Annotated in this window: 17 protein-coding genes; 9 read left to right on the forward strand and 8 right to left on the reverse strand. The window is 61.5% G+C overall.

Features of this window, described 5'->3' with window-relative positions:
• Window positions 1–23 precede the first annotated feature (23 nt).
• Entirely contained in the window at window positions 24–719 is a 696-nt protein-coding gene (locus BS630_RS24475) for a GNAT family N-acetyltransferase (protein WP_077979652.1), read from the forward strand.
• Window positions 716–922, forward strand: a complete 207-nt coding sequence (locus BS630_RS24480) for a hypothetical protein (RefSeq protein ID WP_017962148.1) — start codon at window positions 716–718, stop codon at window positions 920–922. Before BS630_RS24475 ends, BS630_RS24480 begins: the two co-directional genes overlap by 4 nt.
• Before the next feature lie 2 nt (window positions 923–924).
• Here the strand turns inward: BS630_RS24480 and BS630_RS24485 are convergent, their stop codons facing one another.
• The 3 genes from BS630_RS24485 to BS630_RS24495 all read right to left on the reverse strand — a co-directional run bounded on the left by BS630_RS24485 (window position 925) and on the right by BS630_RS24495 (window position 3,666).
• Complete coding sequence (locus BS630_RS24485) at window positions 925–2,001, reverse strand: nickel/cobalt transporter (protein WP_077979455.1); 1,077 nt, start codon at window positions 1,999–2,001, stop codon at window positions 925–927.
• The gene (locus tag BS630_RS24490; protein WP_065281302.1) at window positions 1,995–2,636 is read right to left on the reverse strand and encodes a DUF1007 family protein; all 642 of its coding nucleotides are present in this window, start codon (window positions 2,634–2,636) and stop codon (window positions 1,995–1,997) included. The genes BS630_RS24485 and BS630_RS24490 overlap by 7 nt, the downstream gene beginning before the upstream one ends.
• 136 nt (window positions 2,637–2,772) lie before the next feature.
• On the reverse strand, window positions 2,773–3,666 hold the full coding sequence (locus BS630_RS24495; RefSeq protein ID WP_077979456.1) for a LysR family transcriptional regulator: 894 nt from the start codon (window positions 3,664–3,666) through the stop codon (window positions 2,773–2,775).
• A 528-nt stretch (window positions 3,667–4,194) separates the two neighbouring features.
• Between BS630_RS24495 and odc2 the strand changes: the two genes are divergently transcribed.
• The 4 genes from odc2 to BS630_RS24515 all read left to right on the forward strand — a co-directional run bounded on the left by odc2 (window position 4,195) and on the right by BS630_RS24515 (window position 8,620).
• Window positions 4,195–5,328, forward strand: a complete 1,134-nt coding sequence (odc2, locus tag BS630_RS24500; protein WP_077979653.1) for an ornithine/lysine decarboxylase — start codon at window positions 4,195–4,197, stop codon at window positions 5,326–5,328.
• Window positions 5,329–5,422: 94 nt separating this feature from the next.
• Complete coding sequence (locus BS630_RS24505) at window positions 5,423–6,013, forward strand: GNAT family N-acetyltransferase (RefSeq protein WP_077979457.1); 591 nt, start codon at window positions 5,423–5,425, stop codon at window positions 6,011–6,013.
• A 265-nt stretch (window positions 6,014–6,278) separates the two neighbouring features.
• Window positions 6,279–7,307 carry a serine hydrolase domain-containing protein gene (locus BS630_RS24510; protein ID WP_077979458.1) on the forward strand — a complete coding sequence of 343 codons (1,029 nt, stop codon included), beginning with the start codon at window positions 6,279–6,281 and terminating at the stop codon, window positions 7,305–7,307.
• A 155-nt stretch (window positions 7,308–7,462) separates the two neighbouring features.
• Window positions 7,463–8,620, forward strand: coding sequence for a GGDEF domain-containing protein (locus tag BS630_RS24515; RefSeq protein ID WP_077979459.1), 1,158 nt, complete (start codon window positions 7,463–7,465; stop codon window positions 8,618–8,620).
• Window positions 8,621–8,633: 13 nt separating this feature from the next.
• Here BS630_RS24515 and cysE read toward each other — a convergent pair whose 3' ends face one another.
• From cysE to BS630_RS24540, 5 genes are all read right to left on the reverse strand, one after another.
• A complete protein-coding gene (cysE, locus tag BS630_RS24520) occupies window positions 8,634–9,452 on the reverse strand; it encodes a serine O-acetyltransferase (RefSeq protein ID WP_077979461.1) in 819 nt (272 codons plus the stop codon).
• Between the two features lie 120 nt (window positions 9,453–9,572).
• Entirely contained in the window at window positions 9,573–10,070 is a 498-nt protein-coding gene (locus BS630_RS24525; protein ID WP_077979462.1) for a GNAT family N-acetyltransferase, read from the reverse strand.
• Window positions 10,071–10,083: 13 nt separating this feature from the next.
• Window positions 10,084–11,073, reverse strand: a complete 990-nt coding sequence (locus tag BS630_RS24530; RefSeq protein WP_065281295.1) for a WD40 repeat domain-containing protein — start codon at window positions 11,071–11,073, stop codon at window positions 10,084–10,086.
• Window positions 11,073–12,170, reverse strand: a complete 1,098-nt coding sequence (locus tag BS630_RS24535) for a CobW family GTP-binding protein (protein ID WP_077979463.1) — start codon at window positions 12,168–12,170, stop codon at window positions 11,073–11,075. The genes BS630_RS24530 and BS630_RS24535 overlap by 1 nt, the downstream gene beginning before the upstream one ends.
• Before the next feature lie 148 nt (window positions 12,171–12,318).
• Window positions 12,319–13,107, reverse strand: coding sequence for a creatininase family protein (locus BS630_RS24540; RefSeq protein ID WP_077979464.1), 789 nt, complete (start codon window positions 13,105–13,107; stop codon window positions 12,319–12,321).
• Window positions 13,108–13,192: 85 nt separating this feature from the next.
• Here BS630_RS24540 and BS630_RS24545 point away from each other — a divergent pair, with 85 nt between their 5' ends.
• The 3 genes from BS630_RS24545 (at window position 13,193) to BS630_RS24555 (ending at window position 15,831) form a co-directional block, all read left to right on the forward strand.
• Entirely contained in the window at window positions 13,193–13,705 is a 513-nt protein-coding gene (locus BS630_RS24545; RefSeq protein ID WP_025396056.1) for a MarR family winged helix-turn-helix transcriptional regulator, read from the forward strand.
• Between the two features lie 117 nt (window positions 13,706–13,822).
• Window positions 13,823–14,845: a LacI family DNA-binding transcriptional regulator gene (locus BS630_RS24550; protein ID WP_003542973.1), complete on the forward strand. Its 1,023-nt coding sequence runs from the start codon at window positions 13,823–13,825 to the stop codon at window positions 14,843–14,845.
• Window positions 14,846–14,874: 29 nt separating this feature from the next.
• Entirely contained in the window at window positions 14,875–15,831 is a 957-nt protein-coding gene (locus BS630_RS24555; RefSeq protein WP_077979465.1) for a 2-hydroxyacid dehydrogenase, read from the forward strand.
• Window positions 15,832–15,857: the final 26 nt, after the last annotated feature.

Below are 15,857 nucleotides of genomic sequence, written 5' to 3' on the forward strand. Positions count from 1 at the left end.
CTCTTCCGAAAAGGGGAGTGAACATGCGCGATCTTGCAAATTTCAAGGGCTGCCCGGCGCCGAAGCCGGTGACGCTGAAGGGCCGTTTCGTCACGGTTGAACCCTATCGGCGCGCGGAACATCTCGAGGCGCTGTGGGACGGGCTCGGCGGCATGGGCATCAACCCGCTGCTTCTCTATTTCGCGCAGGACGATTTCTCCGGTATCGACGATTTCGCCAGCTGGCTGGAAACCGTCAATACCAAGTCCGGCTGGCTCACCCATATCTTCCGCGACAACGCCATCGGCAAGATTGTCGGCATGGCGAACTACATGCGCGCCGACCCGGCAAACGGCGTCGTCGAGATCGGCGGAGTGGCGCACGGGGCCGAGATGAAGCGGTCGCCGCTTTCGACCGAGGCGCATTACCTGATGGCCAAGCACGTCTTCGAGGATCTCGGCTACCGCCGCTACGAATGGAAATGCGACAATAAGAACGAGGCGAGCAAGACGACGGCCGCGCGTTACGGCTTCAGCTTCGAAGGGGTCTTCCGCCAGCACATGATCTCCAAGCATCGCAACCGCGACACCGCCTGGTTCTCGATGATCGATGCCGAATGGCCGGTGATCAACGATGCCTTCGAAGCATGGCTTTCCCCCGCGAATTTCGACGCCGAGGGCAATCAGATCCGCCGCCTGCAGGATATCCGCGCCGATCTCGAAAAGGAAAGGCTCGTATGAGCCCGGAAAGCCGCTCGCAGGCGACCGCCGCCGGCATCATCCTGCTTAGCGCTGCCCTCGTCATCTACTTCCTGCCGACCATCGTTCTGTGGATCGGCAACTTCTCGCCGACGTTGGCGATCGTCGTCGGCGTCTGCCTGATCATGGCGTTTTTCGCTGTCTTCTGGTTGCGGGCGCGTTACCAGCGCAGCCGGGGGAAATAGGTTTAACCCTGCAGCGAGGCCCCAAGCAGCAGGGCACCCATCAGCATGACGAGCACGGCGCCGAGGATTTCGATGGCATTGCCGACCCAGATCGAGGCGGTCGAGCCGCGTCCGGAGAGGCGGACGGCCGCGCTCTTGGCAGTGACGGCAAGTGTGGCAAGTAGGGAAACGGTAATCGCCGTGCCGAGCGACATGGCGACGATCGACAGCACGCCGCCGAGATAGAGCCCGTTCAGCAGTGAGAAGGTCATGACCAGCAAGGCGCCGGAACAGGGGCGCAGACCGACGGCAACGATTGCCGACCAGGCCTCGCGGACGCTGAACTTATCGCCGCCGAGCAGGGCCGGGTCGGGCACGTGGGCATTGCCGCAGGTCTCGCAGACCATGCCGGGAACAAAGGTGTGGCCGGCTTCGACAGCCTGCGCCTTGCCGTTGAAGGCATAGGCCTGGCGTTCGGCTGCATTATCCTTCCAGTCGAGCATCATGCTGACCGGGCCGGCAGGCGTCGCCATCAGCCGGCGCCGTGGCATATTGCCGGCTATCGAGCGCAGTTTGCGAAACAGCAGCCAGCCGCCGAACAGGATGACCATGATGAAGCTGGCGATCTCCATCGCGTGGGTCGCTGCCGTCAGCGTGATGCCGGTGCCGCGCAACACCAACCAGGCGCCGCCGACCAGCGCTACCGCCACCACGCCCTGGATGAAGGCCGAAATGAAGGAAATCATCACGCCGCGCTTCAGCTCGATCTCGTTGGCAATCATATAGGAGGAGATGACCGCCTTGCCGTGGCCCGGGCCGGCTGCATGGAAGACGCCGTAGGCGAAGGACAGGCCGATCAGCGATGCCAGTTGCCATGGGTCTTGACGCATCGCCTTTAAGGCGCCGGTCAGCGCCCGGTAGAAGGCCTGCTGTTCATAATTCACATAGAGCAAAAGCGGTGCGAGCGGACCGCCGGTCGGCTGGAAGCTCGGCTCCGCCGTGCCGATGCCAAGCGGAGATTGCGCATGGGCGAGACTTGCCGCCGCTAGGAGCGCGAGGACGACTGCGCAAAAAATGAGGGGCAGGCGTTTTGTCAGCATGTGACCTCCAGCCGGGTGGCGAAGAGTTTGGACATGTTGGTGCCGGTGGGATCGTTGAAGAAAGCGTCCGTCAGCGACTGTTTGTTTTCCGATATCACCTGGTCGGCATCGGGCCGCACTACCTGATGTTTGCAGGCCTTGAAGCCGTCTCCGACGATCGCGAGCTCACCGTCCGTGGGAAAGTCGATCGAGGTATAGAGCGTCGGGTCATAGACGCCGAAGCTGAGCCTGCCCTTGAGTGGCATCTTCTCCACCGGCTTCACCGCAAAGAACATCAGCAGTTGACCTTCCTTGTAGTCGACATGGATGATGTCAGGCTTCTGGACGGTGATGTTCTTCCCGTTGATCGTCAGGTTCATGTAGTAATCGTAGTCGGCAAGCGACTGCTTCACCGTCTTTCCGACCTCCGCGAGCTCGTTCGGCTCCAGCTTCAGGTCGGTGTTCTTGTCGAAATCCATGACGACGGAGGACGAAAAGACCTCGTCGAAGCGCCAGACATTGCGCAGCTCCTCGACACTGCCGTCCTTGCCGGCCACGACTTCGAGGCGCGCTTCCACGAAGATGTGCGGATGGGCAAAGGCGGCGGCCGGCGCCAGCGAAAGAAGCGCCGCCATCAGTATCGTTGAATGTTTCATCTATTCCGCTGCTCTGTTCGGTGACCCTGACTTCTTGCCAGAAATTGGGACGGAATTGGGACGGGCTTCACTGGCGGTTCCCCGATCGTCGCCGATCGTCTCAGCCATGTGGATCAACATGGAACCTGTTGTCGCATCATGGGTGCTTCTTGAACCAGTTGTGCAGGTAATCGACGAAAATCCTCACCTTGGCCGGCAGGTAGCGCCGGTGTGGGTAAACGGCATAGATGCCGCGGTCGGTGGGGATGTAATCGTTGAACAGGGTCACCAGTTCGCCGCTCTCGATTGGCTTGCGGGCGATGAAATCCGGGATGAAGGCTACGCCGATGCCGGCCAGTGCTGCGCGTAATGTCGCATGCGGGCTGTTCACCTCTATCGGTCCGGAAACGGCAACTGCGAACGAGGTGTTGTCGGGATTGTGGAAGCGGATGCTCGCCTGGGTGCGCGCATTGGTATCGACGATGAAGGGGACGCTGGAAAGGGCCGCCGGGTGATCGAGATCGGGATAGCGCTCGAGAAATTCAGGGGTGGCGCAGATATGGATGCGGAAATCCGAGATCTTGCGGGCGATCATGCCGGAATCTTCGAGCTTGGTGATGCGGATCGCCACGTCGAAGCCTTCCTCGATCAGATCGACGAACCGGTCGTCGGCGGCGATCTCCAGCGAAAGGTCCGGGTTCTCCTTGGCGAAGTCGATCAGCGACTGGCCGACATCGGCATCGACGAAGGTGCGCGGCACCGAGATGCGCAGCCGTCCCTTGAGCTGCGCATTGTTTTCACGCACGAGATCGGCGAGGTTGTCGATCTCCTTCAGGATATCGGAGGCGGTGCGGTAATAGGTATGGCCGGCCTCGGTCATCGAGAACTGACGGGTGGTGCGGTTGAGCAGCAGCGCACCGAGCTCGTCCTCCAACTCGCGCACATATTTGGAGAGCAGCGCCTTCGAGCGGCCGGTGCGCCGTGCCGCAGCGGAGAAGCCTTCGGCCTCGACGACATCGATGAAGGCGCGTATGCGGGTCAAGGTATCCATGGCACCCCTCAGGCTGTTTCGGAATGTTGAACAAATTGGCTCGTCTTGTTCAATAATTTTTTTAGCCCCAAGATCAAAAAATCGCTTGATTATGAAGGCGAATATTCTTATTTCCCACTCAGCCCAAAGTCGCACGTGCCCATGGGTGTCCGCCGAACCCTCGAATTGGTGAGGAAATCGGTAAGGTACCTGGAATTAACCCCTCCAGTCGCTATTCCGGCCAACCGGAAAATGCGAGGACGCCTGAAGCAACGACGGTGCGGGCCTTTTTGTTCTCTCCCTGCTTTCCATCAGCGGGGGTTACTGAAGAGGCACACCATCATTGCCGGAAGTGCGGTTGGGATTCTCCCTCCAATCCATGGCAGACAAAGCCGAACTTACACCGCATCGCGGCGTTGGTTCACTATCTGCGCATCGAGCGCTTGCTATGGTTCCGGGGTCTCCACCGGCTGGTTCCAATGCGAGCTATCGTATGCCCTTTGTCCTCCGGTTCATGCCGGAGCTCTGGAATTGGAAGAGGGAATCGATATGACCACTCAGCGCATCCGCGACTTTCTCGCAACCCGACGTCCCGATGGTCCCTGCCTCGTGGTTGACCTCGACGTCGTTCGCGACAATTTCCACGCCTTCCGTCACGCCATGCCGGACAGCGCCATCTATTATGCCGTCAAGGCCAACCCGGCTCCCGAAGTGCTGAAGCTGCTTGCAGGCCTCGGCTCCAATTTCGATTGTGCATCCGTTGCCGAAATCGAAATGGCGCTCGAAGCCGGTGCGACCGCCGCCCGCATCTCCTATGGCAACACGATCAAGAAGGAACGTGACGTTGCCCGCGCGCATGCGCTCGGCGTCAGCCTCTTTGCCGTCGATAGCCACGAGGAAGTCGAGAAGATTTCGCGCGCCGCTCCCGGCGCCCGGGTCTTCTGCCGCGTGCTCACGGATGGCGAAGGCGCCGAATGGCCGCTGTCGCGCAAGTTCGGCTGCGTTTCGCAGATGGCTGTCGACGTCCTCGTCTACGCCCATCAGCTTGGCCTTCAGTCCTATGGCGTCTCGTTCCATGTCGGTTCGCAGATGACCAAGGTCGATGCCTGGGATTCGGCGCTCGCCGATGCCAAGCGCGTCTTCGTATCGCTTGCCAAGCAGGGCATCCACCTGCAGATGGTCAACATGGGCGGCGGCTTCCCGACCAAGTACCTGCGTGACGTTCCGTCCGCTGAAGCTTACGGCAAGTCGATCTACCAGGCGCTGCGCACGCATTTCGGCAACCAGATCCCGCAGACGATCATCGAGCCGGGCCGCGGCATGGTCGGCAATGCCGGTGTCATCAAGGCGGAAGTCGTTCTGATTTCGAAGAAGTCGGACAATGACGATGCCCGCTGGGTCTTCCTCGACATCGGCAAGTTCGGCGGTCTCGCCGAGACGATGGATGAAGCCATCCGCTATCCGATCCGCACGGAACACGACGGCGACGAGATGGAGCCCTGCGTCATTGCCGGTCCGACCTGCGATTCGGCCGACGTGCTCTACGAGAAGAACCTCTATCCGCTGCCGATCTCCCTTTCGATCGGCGACGAGGTCCTGATCGAAGGCACCGGCGCCTATACGACGACCTATTCGGCGGTCGCTTTCAACGGTTTCGACCCGTTGAAGTCCTACGTCATCTAAGGTCGTTTCCGCCGGCCCCGTAACCAGCCGGGGCGGCAACTTCACAATCTTCCTTCATCGCCGCTGATAACGGTATTGGGTACGGGAGGCCAAGATGGCCGCTGTTCTTGATTCTGTCCGCGCATTCTTTGCGCCTACCACTTTCGCCATCGACGCCGAAAATCCCTCGGATGTCGTTGCGCGTGAAAACCTGCTCGACCGCGTCATGGGCCCGGATCGCCGCAAGAAGTCGTCGGAGAAGATCCGCCGCAACCGCGTCCCGGCCGAGGGCCTTGCGCTCGTCGCGCGCGATCGCGACGGCCATGTCATCGGCTCGGTGCGGCTCTGGAACATCGAGGCCGGCGTCAATGACGAAGGCACGCCGATCAATGCGCTGCTGCTTGGACCGCTCGCCGTTGCGCCCCATCAGGGCGGCAAGGGCATCGGCTCGGCGCTGATGCGTGCGGCGCTTCTCGAAGCGAAGAAGCGCGGGCACGGCGCCGTCCTGCTCGTCGGCGATGCTGCCTATTACGAGCGCTTCGGCTTCTTTGCCGAAAAGGCTCGCCATCTCGTCATGCCGGGTCCGTTCGAACGCTCGCGCTTTCTGGCGCTCGAGCTCACGGACGGCTGGCTTGGCGGCGCGGCCGGCATGATCGTCCCCTCGGGACGCATGCTGACCGGTGCCCCGGTTCGCCGCGCAGCCTAGAACGGGATTGGGCCGGATCGGCCTGAAACGTCACGCGGAGCCGTAAGGCTGCTCCGACCGGCCGGCCAGGTTGAGAATTTTTCCCCCGGCTGGCAATATCCGCGCCGTTTGACCACGCAGGCAGGCGGGCCTGGTGTAGTTGCGGCGCGGATTGTCTTTCTGGCATCAAGTTTCGAAAAGGCGCCGGCAGCACGCGGAAACACAATCGCGTGAAAAGGGGCGCCTGCCCGCGAACATATCGCGGCGATATCCTATCTTGCGTCGCATGATCCGCCTTCTTTCCCTTCTGCTTTTCTTCTGCCTGCCGCTTGCTGCAACGGGGCCAGCGACTGCCCAGAGCACGGCTTCCGGCGTCGGCGGGCTTGGTCCGCGTCTCGATCGCGCGGCGAGCGACCCCGCGATGAGACCTCTGAAGACGGTGATTGTCGCTCGCGACGGGCGCGTGCTCAGCGAACGTGGGTTTCATGGTCATTCGCCCTCGGAATCGACCAATATCAAATCCGCTTCGAAGTCGATCATTTCGGCGCTGGTCGGTATCGCCATCGACAAAGGCCTGCTCGAGGGGCCGGACCAGAAGATCGCGCCGATCCTGAAGGCCGATCTTCCGGCAGCACCAGACCCGCGCATCAACGACATCACCATCGGCAATCTTCTCTCCATGCAGGCGGGGCTCGATCGCATGTCGGGGGCGAACTACGGCCGCTGGGTCTCCTCGCGCAACTGGGTGCGCTTTGCACTGTCGCAGCCTTTCGTCGATCAGCCCGGTGGCGAGATGCTCTATTCCACCGCATCCACGCATCTGCTTTCGGCCATTCTCACCAAGGTCGGCCGGCGGCCGACGCTGGTGTTGGCGCGCGAATGGCTGGGTCCTGTCGAAGGTTTCCGCATTGGCGCATGGGAGCGCGATCCGCAGGGCATCTATCTGGGCGGCAATCAGATGGCGATGAGCGCCCGGTCCCTGCTTGCCTTCGGTGAACTCTACCGCAACGGCGGCAAGACCGCCAACGGCCGCCAGATCGTTCCTGCCGACTGGATTGCCCAGTCGTGGCAGCAGCGCACCAACTCGCGTTTCTCTGGCGATGAATATGGCTATGGCTGGTTCACGCGGCAGATCGGCGGCGAGCAGGTGCATTTCGCCTGGGGATATGGCGGGCAGATGCTCTACATCGTGCCGTCGCTTGATCTCACCGTCGTCATGACCTCGGAAGAGAGCGGTCCGTCTGCCCGAAGCGGCTACAGGGACTTGCTGCACGGTCTGTTGGCGGACATCATCGGCTCGGTGCGGGCCGCTTGATGACAGCGCCGCGCGTCTTTCAGACGCGCCAAGGGTCTGTAGCATTTAGAATTATACAGCAGGGAAAAACCCGCGATCGTTAAATTTTTAGCGAAGGCTCCAATCAAACCGCAAAACGCTTCCTGTAAGTTCCGCGAGAATTTCGGGAAAGCGCCATGCTGCTGGATCTCAGGACAATCTATTTCATTGTTGCCGTGAGCTGTTTCGTGCTGGGCGTTCTCCAGCTTGCAGCCTATGCGACGGGTCGCTTCGAGAGGTGGCCGCTCTGGTGGGGCTTGAGCAACCTTCTTGTCGGTGTCGGCTCGTTTCTCGTCGCGCTGCGCAATCTCGTTCCCACCTCCGTCTCGATCGACGGCGGCAATATCGTCACCATCGCCGGCTATATGCTGATGTTCTTTGCCGTGCGCGTCTTTTCGGGACGAGCGCTCGACCAGCGCACTTTCTGGCTTGCGATCTTGCTCATCAGCGTTCCTGTCGTCCTCATCGTCAGCGATTCATCGGCAGTCTCGGCGAGGCTCCTCTACGTCTCCGTCATCTGCTGCCTCTGCGATCTTGCCGTTGCAAGGGAGGCGATCGGCATTGTCCGGCGCGAGAGGCTTTATTCGGCAGCCTTACTTGTCGGCCTCTACGCCTGCACTGCCGCGATCTTTGCGGTTCGCAGCATTCTCGCGGCGACCGGTGAGATCGGAGGGCCGGATCCCTTCGGCGGCAGTGCAATTCATAGCTGGATGGCGGTATCGGCGGTCGCCTTCATCATGCTGCGCAGCATGGCCATGGTGCTGATGGCCGCCGAGCGCAGCCGAAATCAGCTGACGGAACTCGCTCACCACGATCCGCTGACCGGCGCGCTCAATCGCGGCGGCCTTGCCCAGCATCTGCCTGCTCTCGGCTCCCAGCCGGTATCGCTGCTGATCATCGACATCGACCATTTCAAGCAACTGAACGACAGGCATGGCCATGCTGCCGGTGACGACATCCTGCGGCTTTTCGCCAGTGTTTCGAGAGGCATCATGCGCTCCGGCGACCTGCTCGCCCGTCAAGGTGGGGATGAATTCCTGGCGGTGCTGAAAAACGTTTCCCTGGAGGAAGCGATGGCGATTGCCGAGCGCATCCGTCTCGCTTTCGCCGCTGCCGTCATGCAGCGGCCGGATCTGGCCGTCTTTCCGACGCTGAGCATCGGCGTTGCCGCTCGTGCGGAAAGCGGTGGAGATTTTGAGCGGTTGACGCAGAAGGCGGACGAGGCGCTCTACCGTTCGAAGCGCGAAGGCCGCAACCGGGTCGAAGTCTTTGGAGAAAATCAACAAGCTGCGTAGGAACGGGGCGGCCCTAGATATTTTGGTCCATCGTCTCGGCCGGAATTTCGTCGGCGCGGTGGATGCGCACGACCGTTGCCGGCACGCCGGCAACCGTGCAATGCGTGGGAACCGGTTTGAGCACGACGCTGCCGGCGGCGACCTTGCTGAAGGCGCCGATTTCGATATTGCCGAGGATCTTGGCGCCCGCGCCGATCATCACGCCGTGGCGGATCTTCGGGTGGCGGTCGCCGGTCTCCTTGCCGGTGCCGCCGAGCGTGACGTTCTGTAGGATAGACACTTCATCCTCGATGACAGCCGTTTCGCCGATGACGATGCCCGAACCGTGGTCGAGCATGATGGATGCGCCGATCCGTGCCGCCGGATGGATATCCGGGCCGAAGACCAGCGAAACGAGATTGGCGAGCCAACTGGCGATCTCCGGACGGCCGGCGATCCAGAGCGCATGGGCGATGCGATGCGTCTCAAGCGCATGAAAGCCCTTCAGATTGAGAAGCGCGTGCAGAAATGTCGTGCAGGCCGGATCGCGCTCGCGCACGGCGATGAGATCGGCCTCGACCTTCCGCATGATATCGTCATCAAGTGTGGACAGGATGAGATCGAACAGATCACCCGTTTCCACCTGCGCTACGGAGAGCCGCGCGGCCAGCACGCAGGCGATGATCTCATCGTTGTTGGCAGTGTCCGTTACCTGAGCGGCAAGCAGCTGCCGCAATATCGGCTCGCGCGCGGCGAACTCGGCCGCCTCGGCGCGGATCACGGTCCAGACGGATGCGTGGGCCAAAGCGTGCGGCTGTTGCCCGGCTAAACCGAGGCGGGTCGATTTCGACATTTCCGTTTCCTCTGTCAGCCACGGCAGCGGAAAGCGCTTCCTGCTGGTGGTTCATGTTTCGCCCGGGCACGGCGTTTGGCAAGCCCCGATATCCTACGGACTTGAGTCCGATAGCATATTCTAACCACCGGATGGCTGCGGGCGAGGAGTCAGCTCCGGAAGCCGGCGCCAATGATAGAGCACATCAGGCTCCCGCTCTTCGTTGTCGGCGCCATCGGTCTCCTTTTCAGCGGTAAAACCATGCCGTTCGTAGAAAGCACGAGCGCCTGCATTACGCTTAAACGTCCAGAGCCTGATCTCGTTCATCTCCTCCTTGGCGCGGCCGAGGAGTGAAGAGCCGATGCCCATGCCCTGGAAACCGGGGAGAACGTAAAGCTGCTCTATCCAGTTGTCGCCATAGGCGATGACACCGACGAGCCGGTTGCCCATGGCAGCGCCGAGGATGGAGCAATTCGGCAGCAGATGCATGCGCCAATACTGCTCTTCCTCCTCGGGCGTATGCACATCCGGCAGCCAGGGCAGCCGCTGCCACAGGGAAGCACGTCTGATTGCGGCCGCGGCTTGCATGTGATCGGCGGTGAGCGCCATGATTTCGGGTTCCATCAGGGCGTCGTCCATGCCGGCAACGGCCTCAAGCCGAAATATCGATGACACCACAATCGCCGGCTTCCGAGCCGAAGGCGAGCAACTTGCCGTTTTTGCTCCAGCTCATCGCTGTGATCGCACCCTTGCCGGGCCGGCGCAGCAGCGCTTCCTTGCTGTCGGCGATGCGCACGGCCAGGATCATGCCGTCGATGAAGCCGATGGCGAGGATGTCTTCGAGCGGATGGAATTTCACCGCGGTTGCCATGATATTTGCGCGGGTGCCGAGCTCCAGCGGCGCCTTGCCCATCGGCCCGTCCTTGCCCTGGAAGGGCCAGACGATTGCCGCAGGCGCGCCTGAAGACGCGAGCCACTTGCCCTTGACCGACCAGGAGAGCGATTTCACCTTGGAAGGGTAGCCGGTCATGCGCATGTGGCGGGCTTCGGTGCCGGGCTTGATGTCGAGCTTCCAGCCGTGCAATGCGTTTTCCTGCATCGAGGTGACGAGGAAATTACCATCAGGCGAGAAGGTGACGCCGGTATGCGCACCCTTCCATTCCAGATCGATCGGCTTGGCATTCATGCCGATCCAGTGCAACGACACACCGTTGTAGCGCGCGGCCGCGATGCGCAGGCCCTTCGGCGCAAAGGCAAGACCTTCGACGGTGCGCTCTTCGGGGAATTCCTTGGTCGTGCCATCGGCAAGGCGCACGAGCGAACTCTTGCCGTAGGAATAGGCAACGGCGCCCTGCGGGCCGGCTGCCACCTGCGAAATCCACTTGCGCGGCGCGGTCGCGATCTCGCTGACGCTGCCGTCGGCGGCAATGCGCAGCACCTTGCCGTCCTCGCCGCCCGAAATCAGGCTCTCGCTGTAGGGGTCGCGGATCGCGGTTAGCATGCCCTGGTGGGCTTCAGAAACCCTGTCGCCGCCGTCCAGCCGGTGGAATGTACCGTTTGCGCTTGCGAAGAAGGGAACATCACCTAAAAATTCGACGGCCAGAACGTGGCCGTCGAGATCAAGCGGTGCAACTGTCGGCATCAGGCGGCTGCCTCGCATGCCTTGAAGGAGGTTTCGAGCTTCTCGCGGTCGAGTTCGCGGCCGATGAAGACGAGACGGCTCTCGTGCTTTTCGCCTTCCTTCCACGGCCGCTGGTGATCACCCTCGATGATCATGTGCACACCCTGAACGACGTAACGCTCGGGATCGTCCTTGAAGGCGATGATGCCCTTGAGACGCAAAATATTCGGCCCCTGCGTCTGGGTGATCTTCTGGATCCAGGGGAAGAAACGCTCCGGGTTCATCTGACCGCCGCGTAGCGACACCGACTGCACCGTCACATCGTGGATCGCCGACATCGCGCCATGGTTATGGGCGCCATGGTGATGATGGTCGTGGCCGTGATGATCGTGATCATGGTCATGATGGTGGTGGTCGTGATCGCAATCGGGGCCGCAGACGTGGTCGTCATGGCCGTGCTCCAGGAAATGCGGATCGTTTTCGAGCGCGCGCTCCAGGTTGAAGGCGCCCTGATCGAGCACGCGGGCGAGGTCGACCCCGGAGCGGCTGGTCTTGTAGACGCGGGCGGCCGGGTTGATGGCGCGGACGATATCCTCGATCACATCAAGTTCTTCCGGGGTCACCAGGTCGGTCTTGTTGATGATGACGACGTCGGCGAAGGCGATCTGGTCTTCGGCCTCGCGGCTGTCCTTCAGGCGCAGCGGCAGGTGCTTGGCATCGACGAGGGCGACGACGGCGTCGAGCTCGGTCTTGGCGCGCACATCGTCATCCATAAAAAAGGTCTGGGCGACCGGCACTGGGTCGGCAAGGCCGGTCGTTTCGACGATGATGCCGTCAAAGCGGCCGGGGCGGCGCATCAGGCCTTCGACGACGCGGATCAGGTCGCCGCGCACCGTGCAGCAGACGCAGCCGTTGTTCATTTCGTAGATTTCCTCGTCCGACTCGACGATCAGGTCATTGTCGATGCCGATTTCGCCGAACTCGTTGACGATGACCGCATATTTCTTGCCGTGATTTTCGGAGAGAATGCGGTTGAGCAACGTCGTCTTGCCGGCGCCGAGATAACCGGTGAGCACGGTAACGGGAATGGGCTTCTGGGTGGAGATCGCGTCGGTCATGAGAACCTCTAGGATTAGGCGTGCGGCCGAGCGGCTTGGGATCGGCTGCTTGAACGGTTGGTCTCATATAATGGCTTGAGCGTGGCAGTTCAAAGGGTTTTATAATGTTATAAGATCACATCGTCTGGCCGGTGCAGATGGCCCATATTCACCTGAGTTGCGCGACATCGAATGCATCGACATCGCTCATCAATTCCATCAGTCCTTTTACCGCATGGGCAATCAGCGCCTCACCTTTTTCTGCCGTCGCAGCCGCGGCATTGCCCGCCACGCCTTGCCTGTTGAGATCCGACATCTTCCAGCCGAAGGCGTGCGGCCCGTAGGCGCGCAGATGCTTGAAACGCTCGGCGAATTCCGTCTGTCGCGAGGAAAAGTCCGCCGCCTTCGCCATATCAACCTTGTCGGGATGAAGGGCCAGCATCACCGAGGTCTCGATATCGCCGCCGTGGATACCGATCGCCTTTTCCTCCGGCGTGACCAGGCCATCCGGCACGCCGAAACGGGTCCAGCTCGTCGCCACCGCCAGCATGGCAAAGCGGACCCGCGCCTCGGTGGCGACGATTGATATGACGGGCGAATTGCCGCCATGGGCGTTCAGCATCACGCATTTGCGGATGCCCTGCTTTGCCAGGCCTTCGGCGATGCCGAGCCAGCGGTATACCGCTTCGTCGAAGGCAAGCGTCTTCGTTCCTTCAACATCCATATGCTCTATGGAATAGCCGATGGATTCGGCGGGCAGGAAGGTGACCGGCAGGCCAGCGGGCAGGGCCATCTTCAATCGCCCGGCGATGCCTTCGGCAATCAGTGTGTCGGTTTCGAAGGGCAGGTGAGGGCCGTGCTGTTCATGGGCGCCGAGCGGCAACACGGCAATCAGACGGCGCCCGTCAGGTGCAAAGGTCGGGTTGCTGTCCTCGAAGCGCGGCGAAGGTGTCATCATCCGGTCGTTGCCTCTTGTTTATGACGAGATCCTGAGCAATGTCATATCGCAGCGGCGTCGGGGCTTAAAGATCAAAGGGATGGCTATGGGAAAGAAGCACAAGGACGGCAAAAAGAACAAGTCCAAGAAGAAGGACCAGACCGAGTATACGCTCGTCGATCTCTCTCCGGCGCTCACCCAGGCGGCGCGTTCCATGCGGACGGTGCTTTCGCGCAACCTGCTTGAAAGCGGGCTCTATGCCGGCCAGGACGGCGTCATTCTCTCGCTTGCCGAGAGCGACGGCATGACGGCAGGCGGTCTTGCCCAGAAGCTCGGGGTCAAGGCGCCGACGATGACGCGCACGATCGGCCGCATGGAGGCGCAGGGATTTCTCGAGCGCAAGCCCGATGCGGAAGATGCGCGCCTAACCAAAGTCTATCTCACCGAACTCGGCCGCGGCAGCGTTCAGGGGATCGAGATGGCGGCCTCGGCCTGCGACAGGCTGGCGACGCAGGAGTTCTCCGAGAAGGAAATTCGCAATCTCGTCCGACTGCTGAAGGCGATCGATGCCAATCTGCAGGCCGAAGCCATTCATATCGAAGAACCGGACGAAGACTGAAATTTCCCCGAAAGACGAATTGCTTCCATCGATTAAATCTTTTAATTAAACATTTTAAGGGCCGCGCCGGTTTGACGGCGGGGTCTTGCTGCTTGCGTGCTGCCTGGAGGAGGACACGTGGTCCAGAAGATCAAGCTTTCGACAATCGCCGAAACGCTCGGCATTTCAACGGCGACCGTATCGCTTGCCTTACGCGACAGTCCGCTCGTCGCCGGCAATACCCGGGAGAAGATCAAGGAACAGGCGCGCGCGCTCGGCTATATCTACAATCGCCGTGCCGCCAGCCTTCGGACCTCCCGCTCCGGCATCATCGGCGTCGTCGTGCACGACATCATGAACCCCTTCTACGGGGAGATTCTGAAGGCAATCGAAAGCGAGCTCGATCGTAGCCGCCACACCTTCATCCTTTCCAACCATTACGACAATGTCGAAAAGCAGCGCACTTTCATCGAGACGCTGCTGCAGCTCGGCGGCGACGGCGTCATCATGTCGCCGGCGATCGGTACGCCGCCGGAAGACGTGCAACTGGCGGAAGACAACGGCATGCCGGCGATCCTGGTCGCCCGCTCGATGGAAGGGCAGGACCTGCCGACCTATCGCGGCGACGACAGCTACGGTATCTCGCTTGCCACCAACCACCTAATCGGCCTCGGTCATCGCTCGATCGCCATGATCGGCGGCACGGACCAGACATCCACCGGCCGCGACCGCTACCAGGGCTACGTCAATTCGCTCCGCAAGGCCGGCATCGAGGTCGATCCGAACCTGCGCATTCCCGGTCCGCGCTCGAAACAGGGCGGTTTCGAGGCTGCAGTGCATTTCCTTTCGCTGCCGCAGAAGCCGACCGCAGCCGTCTGCTGGAACGATCTCGTGGCGATCGGCCTGATGAACGGCATTGCGCGCGCCGGCCTGGTGCCGGGACGCGATATTTCCGTCACCGGCTACGACGATCTCGAGGAGGCCTCGATCGCTACGCCCGCGCTAACGACCGTCTGGAACGGTCAGGCCGAGGTCGGGCGCCTGGCCGCCCGGGCGCTGCTCGATCGCCTTGCCGGCAGCCATGAGCCTGACGGTATGCATCTGATCAAGCCGGAAATGCGCATTCGCCAGTCCACCAGTCCCCATCGGCCGCGCGCCTGAACCAAGACCGCCATCCAAGAGGAAAAGCCATGTCCCGCATCGCCATTCTCGTTCCTGGGAAGATACACGAGCGTGTTCTCGACAGGTTGAAGGATCGTTTTGAGATTGTCGCCGTCCCGCGCGAGGAGACGCTTGCGCTTGACGGCGAGATTGCCGGCCGCATCCGCGCTGTCGCCGTGTCCGGCTCCTTCCCGGGCGCCTGGATGGACCAACTGCCGCGTGTCGAGGTGATCGCCAATTTCGGTGTCGGTTATGACGGCGTCGATGTAAAACATGCCGCCGAAAAAGGCATTGTCGTCACCAATACGCCCGATGTGCTGAACGACGAGGTCGCCGATACGGCGATCGGCCTACTGCTGAACACAGTCCGCGAGTTGCCGCGGGCCGAAGCCTGGCTGCGTGCCGGTAACTGGAAGCCGGGCACGGCCTATCCGCTGTCGCGCTTCTCACTCAAGGGTCGCCACGTCGGGCTTTACGGCCTTGGCCGCATCGGGCTTGAAATCGCCAAGCGGCTGGAGCCGTTCAAGGTGAAGATCAGCTATCACACACGTTCGCGCCATGCCGATGTGTCCTACGATTATCACCCGACGTTGAAAGGGCTCGCGGAAGCGGTGGATACGCTGATCGCCATCGTTCCGAAGACGCCGCAGACGCACAAGACGATCGATGCCGATATTCTGGCTGCCCTCGGCCCTGACGGCATTCTCGTCAATGTCGGCCGCGGCTGGACGGTGGACGAGGAGGCGCTGAGTGCGGCGCTTGCTTCCGGCGCGCTCGGTGCTGCCGGTCTCGATGTCTTCTATGAAGAGCCGACCGTGCCGGCCGACCTGCTGGAACCGACCAATGCCGTGCTGCTACCGCACGTCGCCTCCGCGTCCGTGCCGACACGCAATGCGATGGCCGATCTCGTCGCCGACAATCTCATTGCCTGGTTCGAGAAGGGTGCGGCGCTGACGCCGGTGCCGGAGACGCCGCAGAAGGCTTAGGCGTAGCTGGCTCCGCGGACGATGCT

The organism is Rhizobium laguerreae (assembly GCF_002008165.1).
GTDB lineage: Bacteria > Pseudomonadota > Alphaproteobacteria > Rhizobiales > Rhizobiaceae > Rhizobium > Rhizobium laguerreae.

Bases quoted from the DNA above. Each gene is read 5' to 3' on its own strand.
- BS630_RS24505 (WP_077979457.1), top strand. From the start codon at position 5,423: ATGGCCGCTGTTCTTGATTCTGTCCGCGCATTCTTTGCGCCTACCACT.
- odc2 (WP_077979653.1), top strand. From the start codon at position 4,195: ATGACCACTCAGCGCATCCGCGACTTTCTCGCAACCCGACGTCCCGAT.
- BS630_RS24510 (WP_077979458.1), top strand. From the start codon at position 6,279: ATGATCCGCCTTCTTTCCCTTCTGCTTTTCTTCTGCCTGCCGCTTGCT.
- BS630_RS24485 (WP_077979455.1), bottom strand. From the start codon at position 2,001: ATGCTGACAAAACGCCTGCCCCTCATTTTTTGCGCAGTCGTCCTCGCG.
- BS630_RS24545 (WP_025396056.1), top strand. From the start codon at position 13,193: ATGGGAAAGAAGCACAAGGACGGCAAAAAGAACAAGTCCAAGAAGAAG.
- BS630_RS24490 (WP_065281302.1), bottom strand. From the start codon at position 2,636: ATGAAACATTCAACGATACTGATGGCGGCGCTTCTTTCGCTGGCGCCG.
- BS630_RS24525 (WP_077979462.1), bottom strand. From the start codon at position 10,070: ATGGACGACGCCCTGATGGAACCCGAAATCATGGCGCTCACCGCCGAT.
- BS630_RS24495 (WP_077979456.1), bottom strand. From the start codon at position 3,666: ATGGATACCTTGACCCGCATACGCGCCTTCATCGATGTCGTCGAGGCC.
- BS630_RS24540 (WP_077979464.1), bottom strand. From the start codon at position 13,107: ATGATGACACCTTCGCCGCGCTTCGAGGACAGCAACCCGACCTTTGCA.
- BS630_RS24515 (WP_077979459.1), top strand. From the start codon at position 7,463: ATGCTGCTGGATCTCAGGACAATCTATTTCATTGTTGCCGTGAGCTGT.
- cysE (WP_077979461.1), bottom strand. From the start codon at position 9,452: ATGTCGAAATCGACCCGCCTCGGTTTAGCCGGGCAACAGCCGCACGCT.
- BS630_RS24530 (WP_065281295.1), bottom strand. From the start codon at position 11,073: ATGCCGACAGTTGCACCGCTTGATCTCGACGGCCACGTTCTGGCCGTC.
- BS630_RS24480 (WP_017962148.1), top strand. From the start codon at position 716: ATGAGCCCGGAAAGCCGCTCGCAGGCGACCGCCGCCGGCATCATCCTG.
- BS630_RS24475 (WP_077979652.1), top strand. From the start codon at position 24: ATGCGCGATCTTGCAAATTTCAAGGGCTGCCCGGCGCCGAAGCCGGTG.
- BS630_RS24555 (WP_077979465.1), top strand. From the start codon at position 14,875: ATGTCCCGCATCGCCATTCTCGTTCCTGGGAAGATACACGAGCGTGTT.
- BS630_RS24535 (WP_077979463.1), bottom strand. From the start codon at position 12,170: ATGACCGACGCGATCTCCACCCAGAAGCCCATTCCCGTTACCGTGCTC.